Annotated in this window: 24 protein-coding genes and 1 pseudogene; 19 read left to right on the top strand and 6 right to left on the bottom strand. The window is 60.9% G+C overall.

Annotated elements, in window-relative coordinates; genetic code table 11:
• Positions 1-12: 12 nt before the first annotated feature.
• From AC1RTB_RS00630 to AC1RTB_RS00610, 5 genes and pseudogenes are all read left to right on the top strand, one after another.
• A pseudogene (locus tag AC1RTB_RS00630) lies at positions 13-421 on the top strand (Tn3 family transposase); the annotation flags it as partial.
• The gene (locus AC1RTB_RS00625) at positions 418-798 is read left to right on the top strand and encodes a GtrA family protein (RefSeq protein ID WP_492877070.1); all 381 of its coding nucleotides are present in this window, start codon (positions 418-420) and stop codon (positions 796-798) included. The pseudogene AC1RTB_RS00630 and the gene AC1RTB_RS00625, both read left to right, overlap by 4 nt.
• Positions 795-1775 carry a glycosyltransferase family 2 protein gene (locus AC1RTB_RS00620; protein ID WP_492877072.1) on the top strand — a complete coding sequence of 327 codons (981 nt, stop codon included), beginning with the start codon at positions 795-797 and terminating at the stop codon, positions 1773-1775. Before AC1RTB_RS00625 ends, AC1RTB_RS00620 begins: the two co-directional genes overlap by 4 nt.
• Entirely contained in the window at positions 1759-2502 is a 744-nt protein-coding gene (locus AC1RTB_RS00615; RefSeq protein WP_492877074.1) for a ChbG/HpnK family deacetylase, read from the top strand. Before AC1RTB_RS00620 ends, AC1RTB_RS00615 begins: the two co-directional genes overlap by 17 nt.
• A complete protein-coding gene (locus tag AC1RTB_RS00610) occupies positions 2499-3887 on the top strand; it encodes a phospholipid carrier-dependent glycosyltransferase (protein ID WP_492877076.1) in 1389 nt (462 codons plus the stop codon). Before AC1RTB_RS00615 ends, AC1RTB_RS00610 begins: the two co-directional genes overlap by 4 nt.
• A gap of 238 nt (positions 3888-4125) precedes the next feature.
• Here the strand turns inward: AC1RTB_RS00610 and lexA are convergent, their stop codons facing one another.
• From lexA to AC1RTB_RS00580, 6 genes are all read right to left on the bottom strand, one after another.
• The gene (gene lexA / locus AC1RTB_RS00605) at positions 4126-4842 is read right to left on the bottom strand and encodes a transcriptional repressor LexA (RefSeq protein ID WP_492877078.1); all 717 of its coding nucleotides are present in this window, start codon (positions 4840-4842) and stop codon (positions 4126-4128) included.
• A gap of 108 nt (positions 4843-4950) precedes the next feature.
• A complete protein-coding gene (locus tag AC1RTB_RS00600; protein WP_492877080.1) occupies positions 4951-6156 on the bottom strand; it encodes a molybdopterin molybdotransferase MoeA in 1206 nt (401 codons plus the stop codon).
• Positions 6157-6639: a cyclic pyranopterin monophosphate synthase MoaC gene (gene moaC / locus AC1RTB_RS00595; protein ID WP_492877082.1), complete on the bottom strand. Its 483-nt coding sequence runs from the start codon at positions 6637-6639 to the stop codon at positions 6157-6159.
• Between the two features lies 1 nt (position 6640).
• Positions 6641-7450, bottom strand: a complete 810-nt coding sequence (trpC, locus tag AC1RTB_RS00590; RefSeq protein WP_492877083.1) for an indole-3-glycerol phosphate synthase TrpC — start codon at positions 7448-7450, stop codon at positions 6641-6643.
• A 4-nt stretch (positions 7451-7454) separates the two neighbouring features.
• Positions 7455-8465 (bottom strand): anthranilate phosphoribosyltransferase, encoded by a 1011-nt coding sequence (gene trpD / locus AC1RTB_RS00585; protein ID WP_492877085.1) that lies wholly within the window; start codon positions 8463-8465, stop codon positions 7455-7457.
• A complete protein-coding gene (locus AC1RTB_RS00580) occupies positions 8462-10360 on the bottom strand; it encodes a SurA N-terminal domain-containing protein (protein ID WP_492877087.1) in 1899 nt (632 codons plus the stop codon). The genes trpD and AC1RTB_RS00580 overlap by 4 nt, the downstream gene beginning before the upstream one ends.
• A 146-nt stretch (positions 10361-10506) precedes the next feature.
• Here AC1RTB_RS00580 and tpiA point away from each other — a divergent pair, with 146 nt between their 5' ends.
• From tpiA to AC1RTB_RS00510, 14 genes are all read left to right on the top strand, one after another.
• Positions 10507-11271: a triose-phosphate isomerase gene (gene tpiA / locus AC1RTB_RS00575; RefSeq protein ID WP_492877089.1), complete on the top strand. Its 765-nt coding sequence runs from the start codon at positions 10507-10509 to the stop codon at positions 11269-11271.
• Between the two features lie 156 nt (positions 11272-11427).
• The gene (gene secG / locus AC1RTB_RS00570; protein WP_492877091.1) at positions 11428-11886 is read left to right on the top strand and encodes a preprotein translocase subunit SecG; all 459 of its coding nucleotides are present in this window, start codon (positions 11428-11430) and stop codon (positions 11884-11886) included.
• A gap of 262 nt (positions 11887-12148) precedes the next feature.
• On the top strand, positions 12149-13204 hold the full coding sequence (locus AC1RTB_RS00565; RefSeq protein WP_492877093.1) for a L,D-transpeptidase: 1056 nt from the start codon (positions 12149-12151) through the stop codon (positions 13202-13204).
• A 149-nt stretch (positions 13205-13353) separates the two neighbouring features.
• On the top strand, positions 13354-14991 hold the full coding sequence (gene pyrG / locus AC1RTB_RS00560) for a CTP synthase (RefSeq protein ID WP_492877095.1): 1638 nt from the start codon (positions 13354-13356) through the stop codon (positions 14989-14991).
• A gap of 61 nt (positions 14992-15052) precedes the next feature.
• The gene (locus tag AC1RTB_RS00555; protein WP_492877097.1) at positions 15053-15595 is read left to right on the top strand and encodes a DUF1697 domain-containing protein; all 543 of its coding nucleotides are present in this window, start codon (positions 15053-15055) and stop codon (positions 15593-15595) included.
• A 59-nt stretch (positions 15596-15654) separates the two neighbouring features.
• The gene (locus AC1RTB_RS00550; RefSeq protein ID WP_492877099.1) at positions 15655-16500 is read left to right on the top strand and encodes a VOC family protein; all 846 of its coding nucleotides are present in this window, start codon (positions 15655-15657) and stop codon (positions 16498-16500) included.
• Positions 16497-17330 carry a 3-deoxy-8-phosphooctulonate synthase gene (gene kdsA / locus AC1RTB_RS00545; protein ID WP_492877101.1) on the top strand — a complete coding sequence of 278 codons (834 nt, stop codon included), beginning with the start codon at positions 16497-16499 and terminating at the stop codon, positions 17328-17330. The genes AC1RTB_RS00550 and kdsA overlap by 4 nt, the downstream gene beginning before the upstream one ends.
• A gap of 126 nt (positions 17331-17456) precedes the next feature.
• Positions 17457-17660 (top strand): dodecin family protein, encoded by a 204-nt coding sequence (locus tag AC1RTB_RS00540; RefSeq protein ID WP_108608023.1) that lies wholly within the window; start codon positions 17457-17459, stop codon positions 17658-17660.
• A gap of 509 nt (positions 17661-18169) precedes the next feature.
• Positions 18170-19444, top strand: coding sequence for a phosphopyruvate hydratase (eno, locus tag AC1RTB_RS00535; RefSeq protein ID WP_492877103.1), 1275 nt, complete (start codon positions 18170-18172; stop codon positions 19442-19444).
• A gap of 64 nt (positions 19445-19508) precedes the next feature.
• A complete protein-coding gene (locus tag AC1RTB_RS00530) occupies positions 19509-19904 on the top strand; it encodes a DUF6636 domain-containing protein (RefSeq protein WP_492877105.1) in 396 nt (131 codons plus the stop codon).
• A 90-nt stretch (positions 19905-19994) separates the two neighbouring features.
• The gene (locus tag AC1RTB_RS00525) at positions 19995-20324 is read left to right on the top strand and encodes an FtsB family cell division protein (protein ID WP_492877107.1); all 330 of its coding nucleotides are present in this window, start codon (positions 19995-19997) and stop codon (positions 20322-20324) included.
• Between the two features lie 174 nt (positions 20325-20498).
• Positions 20499-21542, top strand: a complete 1044-nt coding sequence (gene pdhA / locus AC1RTB_RS00520; RefSeq protein ID WP_492877109.1) for a pyruvate dehydrogenase (acetyl-transferring) E1 component subunit alpha — start codon at positions 20499-20501, stop codon at positions 21540-21542.
• A gap of 15 nt (positions 21543-21557) precedes the next feature.
• Positions 21558-22943: a pyruvate dehydrogenase complex E1 component subunit beta gene (locus AC1RTB_RS00515; RefSeq protein WP_492877111.1), complete on the top strand. Its 1386-nt coding sequence runs from the start codon at positions 21558-21560 to the stop codon at positions 22941-22943.
• 15 nt (positions 22944-22958) lie between these two features.
• Positions 22959-24317 carry a pyruvate dehydrogenase complex dihydrolipoamide acetyltransferase gene (locus AC1RTB_RS00510; RefSeq protein ID WP_492877113.1) on the top strand — a complete coding sequence of 453 codons (1359 nt, stop codon included), beginning with the start codon at positions 22959-22961 and terminating at the stop codon, positions 24315-24317.
• Positions 24318-24319 lie beyond the last annotated feature (2 nt).

Here is a 24319-nt window from a genome sequence, read left to right as displayed (position 1 = left end):
AGGTTGTTGCCGGCATCGCGCGGCGCGCTTTCACAGGAACATACGGATCATCGGTTGATCCAGTGTCTTTATGGACATGGCACAAATACTGGTCTCAAGCGGATTGCGGCTATATGCAAGGCTGGCAATGCGGCACCTGCTATTCGCAGCGATCTGGGGAGACGTGGCCATAGCTTGTGTCTCAAGTTTCGAAAAGTTTGGTACCTGGACAAGAATATGATGACAGAATGGCATGCCCGTTGTGGCGGGCGCGGCGTGATGATTTATTGGTTGAGAAACGTGCGACCTGCATTTATTCGCGGCTGAAACGCTGTCCTTCATCGGAAGTCGCCTCAATGATTGAAGTGTCCCGCGCCATTGCACCGACATGGGCCCCCAGCATCAATTTCACGGCCAGAGTGCCATTGGTTTGCCTCAATGCTGAAACGTATCTCTCTATTTGCTAGCGGCTCCAGCATAGGAGCCGCAATCGATTATGTCGTAACGCTGGCTGCAACAAGCTGGATAGGTTTGGATCCGGGATACGCTTTGGCCGTGGCGATGTTTTTCAGTGCATCGGTAGTATTTTTTTTCCATGATCGGATCACCTTCCATGGCACAAAGCGTAATCCCATTCGCGGATACGTATTATTCATGGTCTGGAGTTGTTTGATATATGCTCTGCGAGTGGTGATTTTGAAGGTGACTTTATATGCAGGCATTCCATTGGCTGCAGCGCTATTTGTTGCGATAGCACTTGCGGCGATTATTAATTTTGCGATCTCATCGACAGTAATTTTTGCAAAGAAGACGCCATGACTGCAAAAACACTCTGCATTATTATTCCCATCTACAACGAAGCTGAGGGATTGCCCGATCTCCTTGATCGGCTGAATTCAATTGCACGCAGTATCTCGACAGAGTTTGCGCTCAATGTCGACTATATCTTTATTGACGATGGTAGCAGTGATGACAGCTTTGCCCTGTTGAAGGCTTACGATTTTGGCGCGCGTCCTGTTCGTCTTCTCCAGTTTTCGCGCAATTTCGGTAAAGAGGCAGCACTTTCCGCAGGAATAGATGCAGCTTATTACGCCGATGCTGCCATTCTGATGGATGCAGACCTCCAGCATCCGCCTGAAATGCTTCCCGATTTCGTGCGTATCTGGCTCACTGAAGGCATGGATAGTGTTTACGCTTACAAAGCCAATCGTCGCGCGTCTGAAGGGGTGATGAAGGCGACCCTTTCGCATTTGTTTTTTTGGGTCATCAATCGCGGTAACCGATTTGAAATTCCGCCGGGTGCGGGTGATTTTCGCTTGATCAACCAACGGTTCATGAATGCGCTGCGCAGCCTTCCCGAGAGTGATCGGTTTATGAAGGGGCTGTATGGCTGGATTGGCTTTCGCCAAACCGGCATCGCCCTTGAGCCGCCACCGCGCGTCCGCGGCAATAGCAGTTTTAGCCCGGTCCGCCTGTTGTCGATGACATTTGATGCCATGACAAGCTTTACAACGACACCGCTCCGTTTGATGGGAATGGCGGGAAGCATCATTGCAATGCTGAGCGCAGCGTATGGTATTTACATCGTGCTTCAGCATTTCTTTTTCCCTGCAATTCCGACAGGAATTACGTCGGTTTTGACGCTCGTCGCGTTCTTTGGGGGCGTCCAGATGATTTTTTTAGGTCTGTTGGGCGAATATGTCGGAAAATCCGTCTTAGAGGCCAAGAAGCGCCCGCCTTATATTCTGGCGGAAGACATCAGCTTCAAGGGAAAAACTGATGCGGATCGCGGATGACTTCGGGCTGGGTCGCGGGCATGACCGGGTAATCTTGTCGCTATTGGCGGCGGGGCGGCTCGATGGCACATCAGTCATGGTCAATGATGCGATTGAGCCCGGCGATATAGCCCGTCTGCGAGCGCTAAGAGATGCAGGTGCGCAGGTCGGACTGCATCTGAACCTGACGCACGGCTTTTCGAAGCGGGAGCCAGTCTGGCCTCTGGCCAAACTGATGCTGCCGGGCATTGCCTTGCCGGTTGAGGTTGCCGTTTCGCTCAACCGGCAGACCAAAGCGTTCGTTGCGCTCTTTGGTAGCCTGCCCGATTATTACGATGGCCACCAGCATTGCCATTGCTTCCCGGAAATTGCACCGCTTGTCACGCTCTTGCCATACGGACCGCAGACATGGGTGCGCGTGCCGTTGCCCGCCACATGGGCAGACCGATGGCGCAATCTTCGGTCAGGTGGCGTCAAAGGATTGGCGGTCATGGCGATGGCGGTGCGAGCGCGCATGTTCTTCACCAAGGCCAAGCTCCAGGTAAACAGCGATTTTTCAGGCTTTCTCCGTCTCAATGACCCAGCCAATGTTCAGCTATGGCTTCCGCGCCTGTTGTCGGCTGCGAAATCGGATTGTCTGATCATGCTGCATCCGGGCGATGCCACCGATATGATGCAATGCACCGGCCACGCCCCAGAAAGCCGTGCCGTTGAGGCCAGGATCTTGACTGAAAGCGCAATATCATGACCAAGAGCCGTGCTATTTTCTGGGGCCTGCTCTCGTTGCTCATCGTGCGGCTGCTGGCAATGGCCTGGGTACCGCTAACCGATCCAACCGAAGCGCGCTATGCCGAAATCGCCCGGAAAATGGTTGAAACCGGCAATTGGATCACGCCACAGTTTGACTATGGCGTGCCATTCTGGGCCAAGCCGCCATTGCACACATGGTTGTCGGCAGCGGGAATAGCCGTGTTTGGTGCAACGCCGTTTGCTGCGCGACTGGGAATTTTGCTGGCAGCCATCGCCACCTTGGTAATTCTGCATCGATGGGCGTGCACATTGACCGATCGTCGAACGGCAGCGGCAGCGGTATTGGTCACCGCCAGCACAGGGCTGTTTTTTGTCGCCTCAGCCTTCGTTATGACCGACATGGTCTTAACGCTTGGCGTCGTTGCATGCATGGCTGGCTTTCACGGCGGCATGGAAAAAAGCCGTCGCTGGGGCTGGCTGTTCTTTTTGGGGCTTGCCATTGGGCTGTTGGCCAAGGGTCCTGTAGCCGTGGTTCTTTCGCTAACGCCAATCATGGCGTGGATGATATGGCGCGGTGGCTGGAAAGATCTTGGCCGCCTGCCATGGGTTGGCGGGAGCGCCTTGGTCGCCGTGCTGGTGATACCATGGTATGTGGCGGCGGAAATTGCCACGCCCGGATTTCTTCACTATTTCCTGATCGGTGAGCACATCCAGCGCTTTCTGCAACCCGGCTGGACCGGAGACCTTTACGGCGCGGGGCGCGCGCACCCGAAGGGCACGATCTGGCTATATTGGGTTGCGGCCACTCTACCTTGGAGCCTGCTGTTGCCTGTTTTGATCTGGCGGCTACGGAAGGGCATACCTGAAAGCGGCGGACTTCATCTGTATCTGTTTTTGTTCGCCGTAACGCCGCTGGTGTTTTTCACTCTGGCAGCAAACATCCTCCTGGCATATGTGCTGCCAGGGTTGCCAGCCGCAGCACTGCTAGCTGTCATTTTGTGGACCAGGACCGACCTCTCGCGAACATTTTGGCTGAAGCTCGGAGTGGCGGAAGTGTTGGTGGTTTTTTTAGGCATTACCGCAGCTTCCTTGTTCGGCTGGGCCCGCTCAGCAATCCCCACTGAGGTCGACCTGATTGCTGCATTTCCAGATACAGGCCGTTTGGCCATTCTGGATGCACGCAGCTTTTCGGCCGAGTTCTATAGGCAAGGTAAAATTACACAGCTGAAAACACCTGCTGACGTATCAGCATGGCTTACCCCAGGCGATGGCGTGCTTGTGCCAAAACGCGATCAAGATGCATTTCTCACCCATTTCGGGAGCTCGGTTAAAACAATAGCCGAGGACAAAAGATTCTTTCTGTATGTTTCCATAGCGAAATAACGAGGGGTCGAAGCCTCACATGAGTTCGGCCTAAATCTGCTCCGGGTGCGCCGAACTGCTGAAACACCACCTCAGTGCTTCAGCAACAACCAAATTCATGATGTTCGATCCCGGTCTTTTCAAATGGCCACAATCGCACGCGCGGTTCGACCGGGTCAAATAGCCGGCATTCCGTTCAGGCAGCCCGAACGACAGCACGAAAGGCCGAGCTCAGCAGCGCGCCCGGCTTGTGTAAAAATCAATAGCGGCGGATCAGCCCGACGAGCTTGCCTTGGACCTTGACCCTGTCAGGCCCGAAGATGCGGGTCTCATAGGCTGGATTGGCGGCTTCCAGCGCGATCGAGGCGCCTTTGCGGCGGAAGCGCTTGAGGGTCGCTTCCTCGTCATCGACAAGCGCGACGATGATCTCGCCGGGATTGGCGGTGGTCGAGCTGCGGATGACGACAGTATCGCCATCAAAGATGCCAGCTTCGATCATCGAGTCACCCTTGACCTCGAGCGCGTAATGCTCGCCGCCCATGATCATGTCAGGCGGAACGACAATGGAATGGGTCTTGTGCTGGATCGCGTCGATCGGCACGCCGGCGGCGATACGCCCCATCACCGGAATGGTGACGGCCGAACCAGCGTCGTCGTCATTGCCAGCTGACATCGAGCGCGATGGCTCGGGCCGACGGCCAAGGCTGCCCTCGATGACGCTGGGTGAAAACTTCCGCGCCGCGTTGAGGCCAGGCGCGATCGAATCGGGCATGCGCAGCACTTCAAGCGCGCGTGCCCGGTTGGGCAGGCGTCGGATGAAGCCACGCTCTTCAAGTGCTGTGATCAGGCGATGGATGCCGGATTTGGAGGCGAGGTCGAGCGCCTCTTTCATTTCGTCGAAGGATGGCGGGATGCCCGTCTCTTTCAATCGCGAGTGGATGAACAGCAAAAGCTCGTGTTGTTTGCGCGTCAGCATCGCCACCCCCGGAGGAATCAGAAGAAAAACAAACCCAGAACAAACACTATCTGTTCCAGTTGTGTTCTGCAACTGTTTATATCTGGTGAAGGAAAGTGGCTGCTTCGTTCAGCGCAGCATCATCACGCGGCACGCACTGCCAGATTCGGCGGCCGGTGCGAAGGGCTCGCGCATGATGGCGCAGTTGGCGTCCGCGAGCGTGCGGAGCATTGACGAGTCCTGGATCGTGTATGGCGTAACGATGAGGCCGTCTGCCGTCTCGCGCGCAATGGCGCGAACGAAATCCTGGCGCAGGTCGTTGGCAGCCATCGCAGTGTCGAGGACGCCTTTGCGGATGTCGGGCGCATAGGGCCGCCCACCAAGCTTTGCCAGCAGCGGTTTCAGGAAAATGTGCGCGCAAATCAGGCTGGCGACCGGATTGCCGGGCAGGCCGATGCAACGCGTCTTGCCAAGGCGGCCGAACATCAGCGGCTTGCCGGGGCGCATGGCGATCTTCCAGAAATCGAGATCCATGCCGAGCCCGGTCAAAACACCATGGACCAGATCATGGTCGCCGACTGAGGCCCCGCCGAGCGTCACGATGACGTCGGCCTGGGCATCGAGCGCCTTGGCGACGAGGGCTGAGATCGCATCCTTACGGTCGGCTGCGATGCCGAGATCGAGCACACGTGCGCCAACCGATTGGGCTATCGCGGCGACACCATAGGCATTGGAGGCGATGATCTGGTCAGGACCCGGGTTGCTGCCGGGCGGAAGCAGTTCGTCGCCGGTGGCGATGATGGCAACCAGCGGCGCGCGAACCACTGGCATTTCGGGGTGATTGGCGGCCGCGATCAGCGACAGCGCCGCCGGATCAAGCACGCGGCTAGCGTCGAGAATCAGATCGCCCTGTTTGAAATCGAGGCCCTTGGCGCGGATATTGCGCCCAAGTATCGCTGGTTCCAGCACGTCGATTTCGCCATTGCCGAGGTCGCGGACGTTCTCCTGAATGACGACGGTGTCCGCACCGCCCGGCACAGGTGCGCCGGTGAAGATGCGCACGCTCTCGCCTTGCATAACCGTCCCGGTGAACTGTTTTCCCGCAGGTGCTGTGCCAATGACCTTCAGCCGTGCTGGCAGGGACGCGATGTCGGCTGCGCGAACGGCATAACCGTCCATGGCGGAGGCATTGAAGGGAGGCTGGGTGCGCAGGGCATGCAAGGGGCTTGCAAGCACGCGTCCTGAGGCCTCGTTGAGGCCGACCGTCTCTGTGCCGCTGGGTTCGGCGCCATCAAGCAGGCGTTCCAGAGCCTCGGCTACGGGCAGCAGCGCCATCTATTCGGCCGCCTTGTAGTCGCCCGACTTGCCGCCGGTCTTTTCGACCAGCCGGATGCCGGAAATCACCATGGCGCGGTCGGCAGCCTTGGCCATGTCGTAGATGGTGAGACAGGCGACCGACGCGGCGGTCAGCGCCTCCATCTCGACGCCGGTCTTGCCAGTGACGCGCGCAAGCGCTGTCACGCGAAGACCGGGCAGGGCATCGTCGGGCTCGATCTCGACCGACACCTTGGTCAACAGGATCGGGTGGCAAAGCGGCACGAGTTCGTGCGTGCGCTTGGCGGCCATGATGCCGGCGATGCGCGCGGTGCCAAGCACGTCGCCCTTTTTGGCGTTGCCCGAAAGGATCAGCGCCAGGGTTTCAGCGCGCATGATGACAACGCCTTCGGCGATCGCGGTGCGCGTGGTCTCGGCCTTGTCGCCGACATCGACCATGTTGGCTTCGCCAGAGGCACCGATATGGGTGAGGGTGCTTGCCATGTCAGACGCTCGCAACGGCTGCGCCGTCGAGAAGCGCGCGGGTCGCGGCGGCAACGTCGGCCTGACGCATCAGGCTTTCGCCGACGAGGAAGCTGCCAATGCCGGATTTTTCCAGCCGCAGGCAATCGGCGTGGGTGAAGATGCCGCTTTCGCCGACCAGCAGCCGGTCTGCCGGCACCATCGGCGCCAGCCGCTCGGAAGTGTCGAGGCTGACCTCGAAGGTGCGCAGGTTGCGGTTGTTGATGCCGAGCAGGCGCGAAGACAGTTTTAGCGCGCGCTCGGTCTCTTCTTCGTCGTGCACCTCAACGAGCACGTCCATGCCATGCTCGAAGGCCGTGTCCTCAAGCCGCTTGGTGTCGTCGTCGCTGAGGCTCGCCATGATGATCAGGATGGCGTCCGCACCCCAGGCGCGAGCTTCGTGCACCTGGTAAGGCTCGAACATGAAATCCTTGCGCAGAGCGGGCAGGGCGCAGGCGTCGCGCGCGGCGGTCAGGAACTCCGGAGCACCCTGGAATGACGGCGTGTCGGTCAGCACCGACAGGCAGGCCGCTCCACCTTCGGCATAGGCCCGGGCAAGTGCCGGCGGGTCGAAATCGGGACGGATCAGGCCCTTGGACGGGCTGGCCTTCTTGATCTCGGCGATCAGACCAAAACGATTGTCTAAGCGCTTGGCTTCGAGTGCGGCAAGAAAGCCGCGCGGCTTGGATGCATCGCGCGCCCGTGCCTTGACCTCGGAGAGTGGCAGCAATGCCTTGGCGGCTGCGATCTCGTCGCGCTTGTAGGCTTCGATGCGGCGCAGGATGTCGGCCATGTCTTTATCCGTTCGAAACGCCGATCAGGCGGTCGAGCACCGCAAGCGCGCGCCCGCTGTCGATTGCGTCTGCGGCAAGTGCCACGCCTTCGCCGATGGTTGCGACCTTGTCGGCGACGACGAGACCGGCACCGGCATTCATCAGCACCGTATCACGGTAGGCACCCTTGGCGCCTTCGAGCACGCCGCGCAGGGCCGCCGCATTGTAGGCCGAATCGCCGCCGCGCAGCTCTTCGCGCGTGTGTCTGGCAAGGCCAACCTGTTCGGGCGTCAGCGTGAAGCTGTGGATGGCACCGTCTTTCAGGGCCGCGACATGGGTCTCGCCGGTGGTGGTGATCTCGTCATAGCCATCGCCATGAACGACCCAGACGTGCCGAGCGCCAAGCTCCTTCAACGTTTCGGCCACCGGCTCGACCCACTCGGGCGAAAACACACCGACAAGCTGGCGGTTGACGCCGGCTGGATTGGAGAGCGGACCAAGCAGGTTGAAGATGGTGCGGGTGCCGAGTTCGACGCGGGTCGCTCCGACATGTTTCATCGCCGGATGATGCGCCGGCGCGAACATGAAGCCGATGCCGGCCTGGTGGATGCAGCGGCCGATCGCTTCGGGCGACAGGTCGATGTTCACACCGAGCGCTGTCAGCACGTCGGCAGCGCCCGTCAGCGACGACAGGCCGCGATTGCCATGCTTGGCAACCGGCACGCCGGCGCCCGCAATCACGAAGGCCGATGCGGTCGAGATGTTGACGCTGTGCGAGCCATCACCGCCGGTGCCAACGATATCGATGGCGTCCGCGGGCGCTTCGACGCGAAGCATCTTGTCGCGCATGGTGGCGACTGCGCCTGAGATTTCACTGACTGTCTCGCCGCGCACGCGCAGCGCCATCAGGAAACCGCCGATCTGGCCGGGCGTCGCTTCGCCCGACATGATGATGTCGAAAGCCTCGCGCGCCTCATCGAAGGTAAGGGGCGCGCCCGAAGCGACCTTGGCGATATGCGGTTTGAGTGCGCTCATGGCGTTCCCACCGCAAGTGCCCGGGTGACTGCATCCCGGTTGATGGTGACCTGATACTCGCCTTGAAGCTGAGCCACGATCTGGTCGAGCAGGTCGTCCGACATGCCCGAGGCAAATGTCTTCTGCGCGTCCTCGGGCACAGCACTCTTGTCCACACCAGCCGGCTCGAACACCTCAGCGACCTTGAACAGGATCTGCGCATCGCCGGTGGGGGCAGCAACGATGCCGGTGCCACCCTGGCCCATCGCAAACATCGCAGCCGCACCCTCGCGGCCGAAATCGGCGTCGTCGGTTTCGCGCTTGAGCCCGCGCTTGGTCTGCTTTTCAAGCTTCAGTTCGCCAGCGATCACGTCCAGCGCGGTGCCGTCCTTGAGGCGCTTTTCAAGCTCGTTCGCCTTGTCGTTGAGGCGCTTTGTCGCTTCAGCCGCGGTCCAGTCCGCCACAACCTTTTCGCGCACTTCATCGAGCGTGCGGTCGCGGGCCGGCGTGATGCCGTCGACTTCATAGAACACGAAGCCGTTGGTGCCGACGTTGAGTGGCGGGTTTTCAATACCGGCTTCGGCCTCGAAGGTCGCCTGGATCAGGTTACGCGAATCCGGCAGCGTGTTGATAACGGTGCCGTCGGCATTCTGGCCGGCCCGGTCGATCGCGTCGATCGTCACCACCTTGAGCTTCAACTTGTCTGCGGCGGCCTGCATCGAGTCGCCGCCGGCGCGAGCGTCCTCGTAGGAATCATGCACGTCGAGCAGGATGCGGTTGGCTTCGGCAAGGGCGAGCTCCTTGCGGATCTGGTCCTTGACCTCATCGAACGTCTTCACCGTCTCGGGCGTGATCTCGCTGACACGGACGAGCACCGAGCCGAAAGAACCCTGGATCACGTCGCTGACCTGGTTTGCCTGCAGCGCAAAAGCCGCATCTGCGACAGCCTTGTCGGCGATCTGCTCCTTGGTCAGCGTGCCGAGCGCCACGTCGGCTGCGGTCTTGCCCTGGTCGGCGACGACCTTGTCGAAGGCAGCTCCGCCCTTGATCGCATCGGAAGCCGCCTTGGCCGCATCGGCGTTGCCGATTACCAACTGGTCGATCTTGCGCGTCTCAGCGGTGGTGAAATGCGACTTGTTCTTGTCGTAGTCCTGGCGAACCTGCTCGTCGGTGATCGAAGCGACGTCCATGATGTCTTCCGGCTCGAGCTTGACGTAGCTCAGCTTGCGGAATTCCGGCGCGGCGTAGTTCTTCTTGTTTTCCTCGAACCAGGCCTTGAGCACCTCGTCGCTCGGAGCCGCGATCGGCTCGACCAGCGACTTGGGCAGCGGCAAATAGTCGATGGTGCGGTCTTCGCCACGATAAAGCGCGACAGCCCGCAGGAACGTATCAGGTGCCTCAAGGCCATCGGAAACGGCTTCGACGATCTGCTGGCGGACGGCAACCTGGGCGCGGTTCTTGAGGTAATCCTCAGGCCGCATGCCGATCTGGCGCAGGATGTATTCGAAGGCCTGGCGGTCGAACTGGCCATCGGGGCCGCGGAAGGTGGGATCGTCCCAGGTCAGCTGTGCCAAGCGGTCCTTGGACAGGCCAAGGCCGAGCTTGCGTGCCTGCTCGTCGAGCACGGCACCTGCGACCAGCTGCGACAGCACCTGATTGTCGATACCAAGCGCGTTTGCCTGGTCGCGGGTCAGGCGCTGGCCAAACTGCTGCGACATGACGTTGAGCTGACGGTCATAGGCGAGGCGGTATTCGACGCCTGAAACGGACGTGCCGCCGGCGGTCACCACCTTGTCGCCACTGAACTGGTTCAGCATGCGTCCTGAGATGCCCCAGATCGCGAAGCTGACGACGAGTAGCAGAAGCAGCAGCTTAGCAACCCAGGTTCCCGCAGCACTTCGCATCGATTCGAGCATGTATCAGATCCCGTATACGCGCATTTTCGCATGCGCCTGCATGAACGAAGCGCAATAGCGCCCTTCAAGGCCACTGTCGATTGCTTTGTGGTTTGTTTTTGGTAGTGAGGTTGCCCTAGCGAATATCGATTTCGAGGGAAGATCACATGACGCCAGGAATCCGCCCACTCGTTGCAGGCAACTGGAAAATGAACGGCACCAGCGCCTCGCTCAACGAATTGCGCAACATCGCCGGCGGTTTCATGGGCGGCCTCGACGCCGAGACTGAAGCGCTTTTGTGTGTTCCAGCGACGCTTCTTTCGCGTGCCGCTGAAATCCTGCACCGCTCACCGGTCAAGGCCGGCGGGCAGGATTGTCACGCCAAGGAAAGCGGCGCCCACACCGGCGACATCTCGGCGGAAATGCTCAAGGACGCCGGCGCCAGCCATGTCATTGTCGGGCATTCCGAACGCCGCACCGATCATGGTGAAACCGATGCCGTGGTTCGTGCCAAGGCTGAAGGCGCATGGCGGGCAGGGCTGGTGGCCGTCATCTGTATCGGCGAGACGCTTGCCGAACGCGAGAGCGGGGCGACGCTCTCGGTGCTGTCGCGTCAGATCGAAGGCTCGGTGCCGGGCACTGCTACACCTGCCAACGCGATCATTGCCTATGAGCCTGTATGGGCAATCGGCACCGGCTTGACGCCGACAGTCGCCGACGTGGCCGAAGCGCATGCGCATATCCGCGCCCGTCTGGCGGAGAAGCTGGGTGCAGCGGCCGGCAAGATGCGCATTCTCTACGGTGGCTCGGTCAAGCCATCGAACGCCAATGAATTGTTGGCGATCGCCAATGTCGATGGCGCGCTCGTCGGCGGCGCAAGTCTCAAGGCTGCCGACTTTCTTGGCATTGCAGAAGCCTATCGCAAGCTCTGATTTCAGCACGCCTGACCGTTGCAAAGACAGCGTGTCATCCCATATTCGGCCGGCGGGCTTGGAAATGCCTAGAAAGCATTGTATTGAGCCGCCTCCGGAAGACCGGGCGCTTCGGCGCGCGGCAAGTCCCCGTCAGGAAAGATCCCAGGAAGCGCAATGGAAACCGTCCTCATCGTCATTCACTTGATGGTCGTGCTCGCCCTTGTTGGCGTTGTGCTCCTGCAGCGCTCTGAAGGCGGTGGCCTTGGCATCGGTGGCGGTTCGGGCTTCATGACCGCGCGCGGCGCGGCCAACGCCCTGACTCGTGCGACAGCCATCCTGGCGACCGTGTTCTTCGTCACGTCGCTGACGCTGTCCATCGTCGCTCGTTATGGTGCGAAGGAAACCGACATCCTCAATCGCGCGCCGACCACCCAAGGCGGCACGACTGGCAAGGGCGTTCTCGACCAGCTCGGCGGTTCGACCGCTCCGGCAGCGCCCGCACCTGGTGCCACGGCACCTGCTGCCCCGAGCACCACGCAGCCTGCACCTGCTGCTGCACCGGCAGCATCGGGCACCGAACAGCCTGCCGCAGGCGGCACGACGGCCCCGGCAGCACCGCAAGTTCCTAACTAAGTCCTAAGCTCTTGCCGCAACCTGTTGTTGTTTGAACACAGTTGCGGCAAATGCTGCGTAGATCACAACAATTCGATCAATTCGCCGGTGGTGCCTCCCTTGAGGCGTCTCCGGCTAATCGATAATAGCTGGGTTGCGGCATATCGGCGGGGGAGCCTTTGGGGGCACCGTGCGTTGTCGCGCGAAAATTTGCGTTGAACGTTCGGGATCCTTCGCCATGCAGCTCCGCCGCATTCTTCTTGCTGGTCTTTGTGCCTCTCTCATGAGCTCGACAGCCTTTGCTGCCACCTCGGCCGGCATGGCTGCGGCGCCGCAGCCCGGGGCCGCAAGCAACATCGTTTTGATCGCCGCCAAGAGCGACACTGCCGAACTCAAGATTCTCAAGAAAAAGAAGAAGCCGACCGACGAGGACCTGTCGCGAATCAAGGACCTCGAAGCCAAGATCACGGCCGACAAGGAACTCGCCCGGCTCAAGATGCTCGAAGCCAAGAAGATGGCGATGCGGGCAGCAGCCAAGGAAAAGGCCGACAAGGCCCGTGAACTCGCCCGTCTGAAGAAGACTGAAAAGGCGACCACCCAGGTTGCGGAGGTCGCACCTGCTGTGCGCAAGCCTGTTCAGCCGATCGAGCTGATGCAGCCGGTTGCACCCTTGACGCCCGACGCGGTCGCAGTTGCCTCGACCGGCAACAATGGCGAACTGCGCAGCGAAAACCCGGCGCGGCCACAGAAGACCGGTCTGCTCGCCGGCATCTTCGGTGGCAGCAGCATTGCGCCGCAGCAGTCGATGCTGCCGCAGACGCGTGCGCTCGACGCCGTGCTACAGGCCAAGCAGGCCAACAAGCAGTTCAAGGTGAAGTCCGATTACGAGCCGCAGGAAGTGACGTTCTCGGGCTACGAGCGTGGCCAGATCGTCGTCGATACCGGCAAGCGCTATCTCTATCTGGTCGAATCATCGTCGACCGCCCGTCGCTATGCGATTGCTGTCGGTCGCGAGGGGCTGGAATTCAAGGGCAAGGCGACAATTGGCGACAAGCAGGAATGGCCGCGCTGGATTCCGACCAAGGACATGCAGGAGCGCGAGCCCAAGAAATACGGCCGCTACAAGGACGGCATGAACGGCGGGCCGGAAAATCCGCTCGGCGCGCGCGCCATCTACCTTTACCAGGGCAACAAGGATACCCATATCCGTATCCATGGTACCAATCAGCCGCAGACGATCGGCACGAATTCTTCGAACGGTTGCTTCCGGATGGTCAATGACCATGTCATGGACCTCTACAATCGCGTGAAGATGGGCTCTGAAGTCATCGTCATGTAAGGCGTTTCCATAACGCTCGAAGTTGGCCGGCGGTCACGCCGGCCTTTTTGTTTGCGCGGTCTACCGGCAGCAACAATGAACAGCCACATAGGGAAAAGTCCGACGCGGCGGATTTTTCTCTGGCGGAATCGATTTGGCCGCGTTAAGCGATGAATCCCATGGCGCGATATGTTTTCATTACCGGCGGCGTGGTCTCTTCCCTTGGAAAAGGCATAGCCGCAGCGGCCCTTGGGGCTCTCTTGCAAGCACGCGGATATCGCGTGCGCATCCGTAAACTCGATCCGTATCTCAACGTCGATCCCGGAACGATGTCGCCTTACCAGCATGGTGAGGTGTTCGTGACCGACGACGGAGCGGAAACCGATCTCGATCTCGGTCACTACGAACGCTTCACCGGGCGTTCCGCGAACCAGAGCGACAACATCACCACCGGCCGCATCTACAAGAACATCATCGAGCGTGAGCGGCGCGGCGACTATCTCGGCGCGACCGTGCAGGTCATTCCGCACGTCACCGACGAGATCAAGAACTTCATCCTCGACGGCAATGACGAGTTCGACTTCGTGCTGTGCGAGATCGGCGGCACTGTCGGCGACATCGAGGCGATGCCGTTCCTCGAAGCGATTCGTCAGCTTGGCAACGATCTGCCGCGCAACAATGCGGTCTACGTCCACCTGACGCTGATGCCCTACATCCCAACGGCTGGCGAACTGAAGACCAAGCCGACCCAGCATTCGGTCAAGGAACTGCGCTCGATCGGCATCGCACCGGACATTCTCCTGGTTCGCGCCGACCGCAACATCCCCAAGGAAGAGCGCCGCAAGCTGTCGCTGTTCTGCAATGTCCGCGAATCGGCCGTTATCCAGGCGCTCGACGTCGGCCACATCTACGACGTGCCGCTGGCCTACCATAAGGAAGGCCTCGATTCGGAAGTGCTGGCAGCGTTCGGCATCGATCCGGCGCCCAAGCCGCGCCTCGATGCCTGGCAGAATGTCTCGCAGCTCATCCACAATCCCGAAGGCGAAGTCACAATCGCCGTGGTCGGCAAATACACCGGCCTCAAGGATGCCTACAAGTCGCTGATCGAAGCGCTGTCGCATGGCGGCCTGGCCAACAACGTCAAGGTCAAGCTCGACTGGATCGAGAGCGAGGTCTTCGAGAAGGAAGACCCGGCACCGTTCCTCGAAAAGGTCCATGGCATCCTGGTGCCGGGCGGTTTCGGCGAGCGCGGCTCGGAAGGCAAGATCCTGGCGGCAAAGTTCGCCCGCGAACGCAAGGTGCCGTATTTCGGCATCTGCTTTGGCATGCAGATGGCCTGCATCGAAGCCGCGCGTTCGCTCGCCGGCATCGACAATGCCTCGTCAACCGAGTTCGGCGCCACCAAGGAGCCGGTCGTTGGCCTGATGACCGAATGGCTCAAGGGCAACATGCTGGAGAAGCGCCGGGCAGCCGGCGATCTCGGCGGCACGATGCGCCTGGGCGCCTATGAAGCGAAGCTTTCGGAAGGTTCGAAAATCGCCGAGATTTATGGCGATACCGATATCTCCGAGCGTCACCGTCACCGCTACGAGGTCAATATCGACTACAAGGAGCGGCTCGAAGCCTGCGGCCTGGTGTTTGCCGGCATGTCGCCCGACGGTGTGCTGCCTGAAACGGTCGAATATCCCGACCATCCCTGGTTCATCGGCGTGCAATACCATCCGGAACTGAAGAGCCGTCCGCTTGACCCGCATCCGCTTTTCGCCAGCTTCATCGAGGCTGCCGTCGAACAGAGCAGGCTCGTCTGATTGTCATGCGCGCCGACGTGAAACCGTTGGCGCGCAGACCTGCCGAGGTCATGCCACAGTCATGACCACCTATGTCGCGTTGCTCTACAGCATCATTCTGGGCGAGGGGCGGCGGGTTGTCATGTCCGACCTGCGCGACATGACCGAAGCCGCAGGCTTTCAAAATCCACGCACACTGGTTGCGACGGGCAATCTGGTTTTCGAGACCGAAGAGCAGCCAGTCTCTGCGATCGAAACCAGGCTGGAAAAGGCGTTCGAGCAAAAATTCGGCAAACATGTCGACATCATCGTACGTTGCGCCGATGACTGGCTGAAGCTGGTCGCGGCCAACCCTTTTCCTGAGGACGCTGCACGTTACCCCGACCAGGTGGCGGTACGCGTCATGCGCGCGCCGGTAGCGCCGGAGATTTTGGCAAAACTCACGCCTTATGTGGCGGCGGACGAGAAGCTTGCGGCAGCCAATGGCGACATCTGGCTCTATTTCTCGCGCAGTGCCGGCACGTCGCGGCTGCTTGGCGCGCTCACGCCCAAGCGTGCTGGCGGCGTCGGCACGTCGCGCAACTGGAACACGGTGCGGCGGCTGGGCGAGATGGTGGCCGGGTGAGGGCATTGCCCAAGGGGCAGCCTTGCGCGGCATGAGGAATTGAGGCAAAGCGCAAGCATATGACTGAAAACGACAAGCCACGTCCGCTCGACCATATTGTGTTGCCGACCGCCGACCTCGCGATCGCGCGGCAGCGGCTCACGGCACTTGGCTTCACGGTGTCACCAGTCGGCATCCATCCCTTCGGCACGGTCAATTGCTGCGTCTATCTCAGCGACGGCACCTTCATGGAGCCTCTGGCAGTCGGTGACCGGGCTGCGACCGACCAAGCCGTGGCCGAAGGCAATGTCTTTGTCGCCCGCGACCGGGCGTTCCGTGACGCCCATGGCGACGAAGGTTTTTCGGCTGTGGTGTTTGGAACTGACGATGCGGACGTCGACCATGCCAAGTTCGTTGCCGCAGGCGTTTCGGCCGGTCCCCGACTCGATTTTTCGCGGCCCTTCGTCGATGCGGCCGGCAAATCTGACCAGGCATCGTTCCGGCTGGCTTTTGCCGCCGAACCTGACACCGCGACAGATGCGTTCTTCTTCACCTGCGAGCGCGTCAACGCACCCAATGTCGACCGCACAGCACTTCAGACGCATGCCAATGGCGTGAGGCGTGTTCTGGCCGTCGAAGCGACTGCGGCAAGCGCGCAAGCCGCTGGCGCATTGCTGGCGACAATCGCCCGCAGCAGTGTTGACGGGGCCTCCGTGCCGCTGGCCAATGCAAGACTTTCCATCCGCTCCACACCAAATTCCAATGGGATTCGCCTTGAGGCGATGGTTTTTGCCGTCGATGATCTCGGCGCGGCCAAGTCGCTTCTTGTCCGCAACGGCATCGAGCACGATCTAAGCGGTCAACGCCTGGTGGTACCGCCGGCACCTGGGCAAGGCGCGACCTTCATATTCGAGGAATTGAAATGACCAAGCCGAATGCAAATGTGACGGTCGGCAAGACCCTTTTCGCCAACAATGCGCCGCTGTCGCTGATCGCCGGTCCGTGCCAGTTCGAATCGCGCCAGCATGCCTTCGACATGGCCGGCGCGCTCAAGGAGCTGACCCTCAAGCTTGGCATCGGCTTCGTCTACAAGTCGAGCTTCGACAAGGCCAACCGCAGCTCGCTTGGCAGCACCCGAGGTGCGGGACTCGATGCGGCACTTCCTGTCTTCGCCGACCTGCGCAAGGAACTTGGCGTCACAGTCATCACCGACGTCCACACCGAAGAGCAGTGCGCCATCGTAGGCGAAGTCGTCGACGTGCTGCAGATTCCGGCCTTCCTCAGCCGCCAGACCGACCTGCTGGTTGCAGCGGCCAAGACCGGCAAGGTCGTCAATGTGAAGAAAGGCCAGTTCCTCGCGCCCTGGGACATGAAGAACGTCGTTGCCAAGGTCACCGACTCGGGCAACCCGAACGTTCTCGTCACCGAGCGTGGCGCTTCCTTCGGCTACAACACGCTGGTATCCGACATGCGCGCGCTGCCGATCATGGCCGACATCGGCGCGCCAGTTATCTTCGATGCTACCCATTCGGTGCAGCAGCCGGGCGGGCAGGGCGCCACATCGGGCGGCGAGAGGCGTTTCGTTGAGACGCTTGCGCGTGCCGCCGTTGCCGTTGGCGTCGCCGGTGTGTTCATCGAAACGCACGAAGACCCCGACAATTCGACGTCGTCGGACGGCCCCAACATGGTGCCGCTCAAGGACATGCCAGCGCTGCTCGAGCGCTTGATGGCCTTCGACCGCATCGCCAAGGGCTAAGGCCGCCTTGCAAAGCATCTGCGTGTCATCTGGCGCGCGGATGCCTCGCTACAACTCCTGCTTGAGCCCTGCGGATACCGGGCGTAGTCTTGCTCCGTGACTGAGCGTATCAGCCGGAGGAATCCTATGTCTGTTGCCCGCGTTACGGAAATCACCTCATCATCGACCAAGAGTTTTCAGGATGCGATTGAGCAGGGAATCGCCCGTGCGTCGATGACGCTGAAGAATGTCGAAGGCGCCTGGATCCAGGATCAGAAAATCGTCGTCGAAAACGGTAAGATCACTGCCTACCGCGTCAACATGAAGGTGACCTTCATCCTCACCGACTGACCAGTCGGCCTTACCCACCATCAGGAAAACTTTGGACCTCCGCTTTGGGGGGCGCTATTCCGGCATCGCCAACGAGCCGTACTGGCATTTGCCCGAGCCAACCAAAAAAGCCCCGCGGATGAAGATCGCATCGCGGGGCTTTTGTCCGTGCCGGCAGCTACCTTGGCGTCGGAATGATCCGCACCTGCGACGTGCCCTGTGGGGGCGGTTGACCGTCGCATGAGGTCAGGAAGGCTGCGGCGATGAAGAACAAACTCAGGATACCACTCAACTCGGACATGGCGAAACTCCCTCTGTTTCGCCCCGCGCAGGCATAGTTTACCCGAAAGTGTGGCGAATGCCTGCCCAACGGGATGAATTATGGTGACAGCGTTTTGCCGAAAGTGAATCTGATGCCTGACGTTGCGTGATATTTGCCCTGCCGCGATTGCGTTTTCTTCTGCTTTGGCTAAGACGAGCGCGGAAATCCAACCGATCCTATTTGCGATCAGCTCCCGGGGATGCCTCACATGACAGCAATCATCGATATCGTCGGCCGCGAGATTCTCGACAGCCGTGGCAATCCAACCGTCGAGGTGGACGTTGTCCTCGAAGACGGCTCGATGGGCCGTGCAGCGGTTCCCTCGGGTGCCTCGACCGGCGCCCATGAGGCGATGGAGCTTCGTGACGGCGGCCCGCGCTATCTCGGCAAGGGCGTCGAGCGCGCCGTCGAAGCCGTCAATGGCGAGCTGTTCGAGGCGATCGGCGGCATGGAAGCCGAAAACCAGATCCACATCGACCAGACGATGATCGAGCTCGACGGCACGCCCAACAAGGGCCGCCTCGGCGCCAACGCCATCCTCGGCGTCTCGCTCGCGGTTGCCAAGGCTGCCGCCGAGGCTTCGGGCCTGCCGCTGTACCGTTATGTCGGCGGCCCCAACGCGCGCGTGCTGCCGGTGCCGATGATGAACATCATCAATGGCGGCGCGCATGCCGACAATCCGATCGATTTCCAGGAATTCATGATCATGCCGATCGGCGCGCCTACGCTGCGCGACGCCGTGCGCTGGGGTTCGGAAATCTTCCACACCCTGAAGAAGGGTCTGAAGGACGCCGGCCACAACACCAATGTCGGCGACGAGGGCGGTTTCGCCCCGAACCTCAAGAGCGCCCAGGCAGCACTCGACTTCGTCATGGCCTCGATCGAAAAGGCCGGCTTCAAGCCCGGCGAAGACGTGGCGCTCGCGCTCGACTGCGCTGCGACCGAATTCTTCAAGGACGGCAACTACGTCTACGAAGGCGAAAAGAAGACCCGCGATCCCAAGGCACAGGCCAAGTACCTCGCCAAGCTCGCCGCCGACTACCCGATCATCTCGATCGAGGACGGCATGTCCGAGGACGATTGGGAAGGCTGGAAGTATCTGACCGAGCTGTGCGGCGACAAGGTGCAGCTGGTCGGCGACGATCTGTTCGTCACCAATTCGGCCCGCCTGCGCGACGGCATCAAGATGGGCGTCGCCAACTCCATCCTGGTCAAGGTCAACCAGATCGGCACGCTCAGCGAAACGCTCGACGCCGTCGAGACCGCGCACAAGGCAAGCTACACCGCCGTCATGTCGCACCGCTCGGGCGAAACCGAGGATTCGACCATCGCCGATCTCGCGGTCGCCACCAACTGCGGTCAGATCAAGACCGGCTCGCTGGCCCGTTCGGACCGTACCGCCAAGTACAACCAGCTGATCCGCATCGAAGAAGAGCTCGGCAGGCAGGCGCGCTTCGCCGGCCGCTCGATCCTGCGCGGCTGACCCGATGGCCACATCAGGCGGGCGGCAAAGCGAGAGGGCAAACAGCCTGGCTTGCTGCCTGCTGATGGCTGCGACCTCCATCTGGCTTCATGCGTTGCCCGCCATGGCGCAAGATTCGGCGAACGGTTTCCGTTCGCCGACCGGCAACATTCAATGCATGTTCTTCGACGACGATGCATCGATACGCTGCAACATCGCCGACAAGACAACGCCACTGCCACCGCGCCCGCAGGACTGCGAACTGGACTGGGGCAACGACTTCAGCCTGGATGAAACGTCAAGGCGCGGCGTGCTGATGTGCGTCGGCGACACGATCGTCGGCGACTATCCGGAACTGGCCTATGGCGAGACTTTCGAGCGCGGAAACATCAGCTGCGTCTCCGAACGCTCGGGCGTGACCTGCACCAACGGGCGCGGTGCGGGATTTGCGCTTTCGCGGGCGCGGCAGCGGCTGTTTTGAATTCGACCCGTTTTTTCGTGCGGAACGAGACTGTCGTAACCCGGCATTAAGTATGATTGGGCGACAAGGGTGCGAGAGGTTTTGCGCACCATGTGGACACGCCAGCACAAGCAGACAAACACCGGCCGCTTGATCGTCCCTGCACTGGCAGTGATGTTTCTGTCCTATTTCGGCTTCCACGCCTATCACGGCGAATTCGGCATCTATTCCAAGTACCGGCTCGCGGCGCGTGCCGTCGAGTTGCAGGCCCGCCTTGACACGGTCAGGGCGCAGCGCCTGGACGTCGAGCGCCGCGTGCAGATGCTGCATGACGGCTCGCTGGAGAAGGACATGCTTGACGAGCAGGCGCGAAACGCCCTCAATGTGTCCCATGCAGACGAGCTGACCATCATGCGGCCATCCGAGCGCCGCATTAACTGAACGTCGGTTAATCAACAAGAAATCCAACGTTTTTAGGCGCTTAACCGCATGCCTGCTATGCATTTTTCCGCATGGCGCAGCGTCACTCTCCATGCTAGCGTTTTGGTCATGGAGAGGAGAGATTATGCATGATCTCCTCATTGTCCGCAAAGAGACGCCACTAGGGAGTGATGCATGGCCACCGCCGCCAAAAAAGCGCCTGCCAAAACCAAATCTGACTCAAAATCTCAATCTGCTCCGGTAACACCGAAACCGGTCGAATTTACCAAGGAACAGGATGTCGCGGCCTATCGCGAGATGCTGCTCATCCGCCGCTTCGAAGAAAAGGCCGGCCAGCTCTATGGCATGGGCTTCATCGGCGGCTTCTGCCACCTTTACATCGGCCAGGAGGCTGTCGTCACCGGCCTGCAGATGTCGCTGATCGAAGGCGATCAGATGATCACCGCCTATCGTGACCACGGCCATATGCTGGCCATGGGGCTGTCGGCGCGAGGCGTCATGGCCGAGTTGACCGGGCGTCGGGGCGGCTTGTCGAAAGGCAAGGGCGGCTCCATGCACATGTTCTCCAAGGAAAAGAATTTCTACGGCGGCCACGGCATCGTCGGTGCCCAGGTTTCGCTCGGAACCGGCCTGGCCTTCGCCAATCGCTACCGCGAGAACCCGAATGTGTCGGTGACCTATTTCGGCGACGGCGCTGCCAACCAGGGCCAGGTCTACGAAAGCTTCAACATGGCCTCGCTGTGGAAGCTGCCGGTGATCTACGTCATCGAAAACAACCGCTACGCCATGGGCACCTCGGTGTCGCGCGCTTCGGCCGAGACCGATTTCTCCCAGCGCGGCCTGTCGTTCAAGATCCCCGGCATCCAGGTCGACGGCATGGACGTGCGCGCGGTCAAGGCTGCTGGCGATCTCGCCACCGAATGGTGCCGCTCGGGCAAGGGCCCGATCATCCTCGAGATGGAGACCTACCGCTATCGCGGCCACTCGATGTCCGATCCGGCGAAGTATCGCTCCAAGGACGAAGTGCAGAAGATGCGCTCCGAGCACGACCCGATCGAGCAGGTCAAGGCGCGCCTCATCGCCAAGAAGTGGGCGAGCGAGGACGATCTCAAGGCGATCGACAAGGATGTTCGCGACATTGTGGCTGATGCCGTAGACTTTGCTCAGACCGATCCCGAGCCGGATGTTTCCGAGCTCTGGACCGACATCTTGATCTAAGGGAGGGCGCGAAACATGCCGATCGAAATTCTCATGCCTGCGCTCTCGCCGACGATGGAAGAGGGCAATCTGTCGAAGTGGTTGAAGAACGAAGGCGACAAGGTTGTCGCCGGCGATGTCATCGCCGAAATCGAAACCGACAAGGCGACCATGGAAGTGGAAGCCGTTGACGAAGGCATTCTGGGCAAGCAGCTGATCGCTGCCGGCACCGAAGGCGTCAAGGTCAACACGCCGATCGCAGTTCTGTTGCAGGACGGCGAAAGTGCTGCCGATATCGGCAAAGGTGCCGCGCCTGCCAAGGCTGAAGCGCCTGCTGCCGCTGCCGCACCAGCTCCGGCCAAGAGCGAGGCAGCCGCACCTGTCGCCGCCGCGCCGAAGACCGAAGTCGCTGCCGACCCTGATATTCCGGCCGGCACCGAAATGGTCACCACGACTGTGCGCGAAGCGCTGCGCGACGCCATGGCCGAAGAGATGCGCCGCGACGGCGATGTCTTCGTCATGGGCGAGGAGGTTGCCGAGTACCAGGGCGCCTACAAGATCACCCAAGGCCTGCTGCAAGAGTTCGGCCCGCGCCGCGTCGTCGATACGCCGATCACCGAGCACGGCTTTGCCGGCGTCGGCGTTGGTGCCGCGATGGCCGGCCTACGCCCGATCGTCGAGTTCATGACCTTCAACTTCGCCATGCAGGCGATCGACCAGATCGTCAACTCGGCCGCCAAGACGCTGTACATGTCCGGCGGCCAGATGGGCGCGCCGATCGTCTTTCGTGGACCGAGCGGTGCGGCTGCCCGTGTCGCTGCCCAGCACTCGCAGTGCTATGCCGCGTGGTACAGCCACATTCCCGGCCTCAAGGTGGTGATGCCGTACTCGGCAGCCGACGCCAAGGGCCTGCTCAAGGCTGCGATCCGCGACCCCAACCCGGTCATCTTCCTCGAAAACGAAATCCTCTACGGCCATTCCTTCGAAGTGCCGAAGCTCGATGATTTCGTGCTGCCGATCGGCAAGGCGCGCATCCACAAGAAGGGCAATGACGTCACCATCGTCTCCTTCGGCATCGGCATGACCTACGCGATCAAGGCCGAGGCCGAGTTGCGTGCGATGGGCATCGACGTCGAGATCATCGATCTCAGGACCATTCGTCCGCTCGACTTCGACACCATCATCGCCTCGGTCAAGAAGACCAACCGCCTGGTTGTGGTCGAAGAAGGCTACCCGCAGTCCTCGGTCGGCGATTTCATCGCCAACCAGGTGTCGCAGCGCGCATTTGATCATCTCGATGCGCCTGTCATCACCATCGCCGGCAAGGACGTGCCGATGCCCTACGCCGCCAATCTCGAAAAGCTCGCTCTGCCGAATGTCGGCGAAGTGATCGAGGCGGTCAAAGCAGTCACGTATCGCTAGGGGCGGGAGGTCATCATGCCGATCAATATCACCATGCCTGCCCTTTCGCCGACGATGGAAGAGGGCAACCTCTCGAAGTGGCTGGTCAAGGAAGGCGACAAGGTTTCGCCCGGCGACGTGATCGCCGAGATCGAAACCGACAAGGCGACGATGGAAGTCGAATCCGTCGATGAGGGCACGGTCGCCAAGCTTTTGGTTCCGGCCGGCACCGAAGGCGTCAAGGTCAACGCGCTGATCGCCATTCTCGCCGCTGAAGGCGAAGATGTCACTGCCGCAGCCAAGGGCGGTGTGTCTGCCCCTGCCGCAGCCGAAGCGCCCAAGGCTGAAGCGCCGAAGGCCGAGCCTGCGCCGGCAGCTCCCGCTGCTGCACCGGTTGCCGCTGCTCCGGCAGCCAAGCCGGCTGCGACCAATGGCGCTGCCACGTCCAGCGACGGTCGCGCTTTCGCGTCGCCGCTCGCCCGTCGCATCGCCAAGGACGCCAATGTCGACATCCTGGCCGTGACCGGCACCGGCCCGCATGGCCGTGTCGTCAAGGCCGACGTCGAGGCGGCGATAGCAGGTGGCGGTGCCAAGGCAGCTTCGGCCGCCAAGGCTCCCGCGGCTGGCGCTGCCGCGCCGAAGGGCATGTCCGACGATCAGGTGCTCAAGCTGTTTGAAGAAGGCAGCTACGAGCTCATCCCGCATGACAACATGCGCAAGACGATCGCGCGCCGCCTGGTCGAAGCCAAGAGCACGATCCCGCATTTCTATCTCACGCTTGATTGCGAGATCGACGCGCTTCTGGCGCTCAGGGCCCAGCTCAATGCCGCCGCCCCGGTGCGCAAGACCGAAAAGGGCGACGTTCCGGCCTACAAGCTGTCGGTCAACGACATGATCATCAAGGCGCTTGCGCTGGCGCTGACGGCCGTTCCCGATGCCAACGTGTCGTGGACCGACCAGGCGATGGTCAAGCACAAGCACGCCGATGTTGGTGTTGCCGTGTCGATCCCGGGCGGTCTGATCACCCCGATCATCCGCCAGGCCGACATCAAGACGCTGTCGGTCATCTCCAACGAGATGAAGGACATGGCCAGCCGGGCGCGCAACCGCAAGCTCAAGCCCGAGGAGTATCAGGGCGGCTCCAGTGCCGTGTCCAATCTCGGCATGTTCGGCATCAAGGATTTCTCGGCCGTCATCAACCCGCCGCACGCGACCATACTGGCCGTTGGCGCCGGCGAAGAGCGGCCGGTGGTCAAGAACGGCGAGATCAAGATCGCCAATGTGATGTCGGCAACGCTGTCGACCGACCATCGTGCCGTCGACGGCGCGCTCGGTGCCGAGCTTTTGTCGGCCTTCAAGCGCTTCATCGAAAACCCGATGGGCATGCTGGTGTAGTT

Source organism: Aminobacter sp. GW821-FHT11F06, from assembly GCF_058808215.1.
This window is presented reverse-complemented; position numbering and strand designations above follow the sequence as displayed.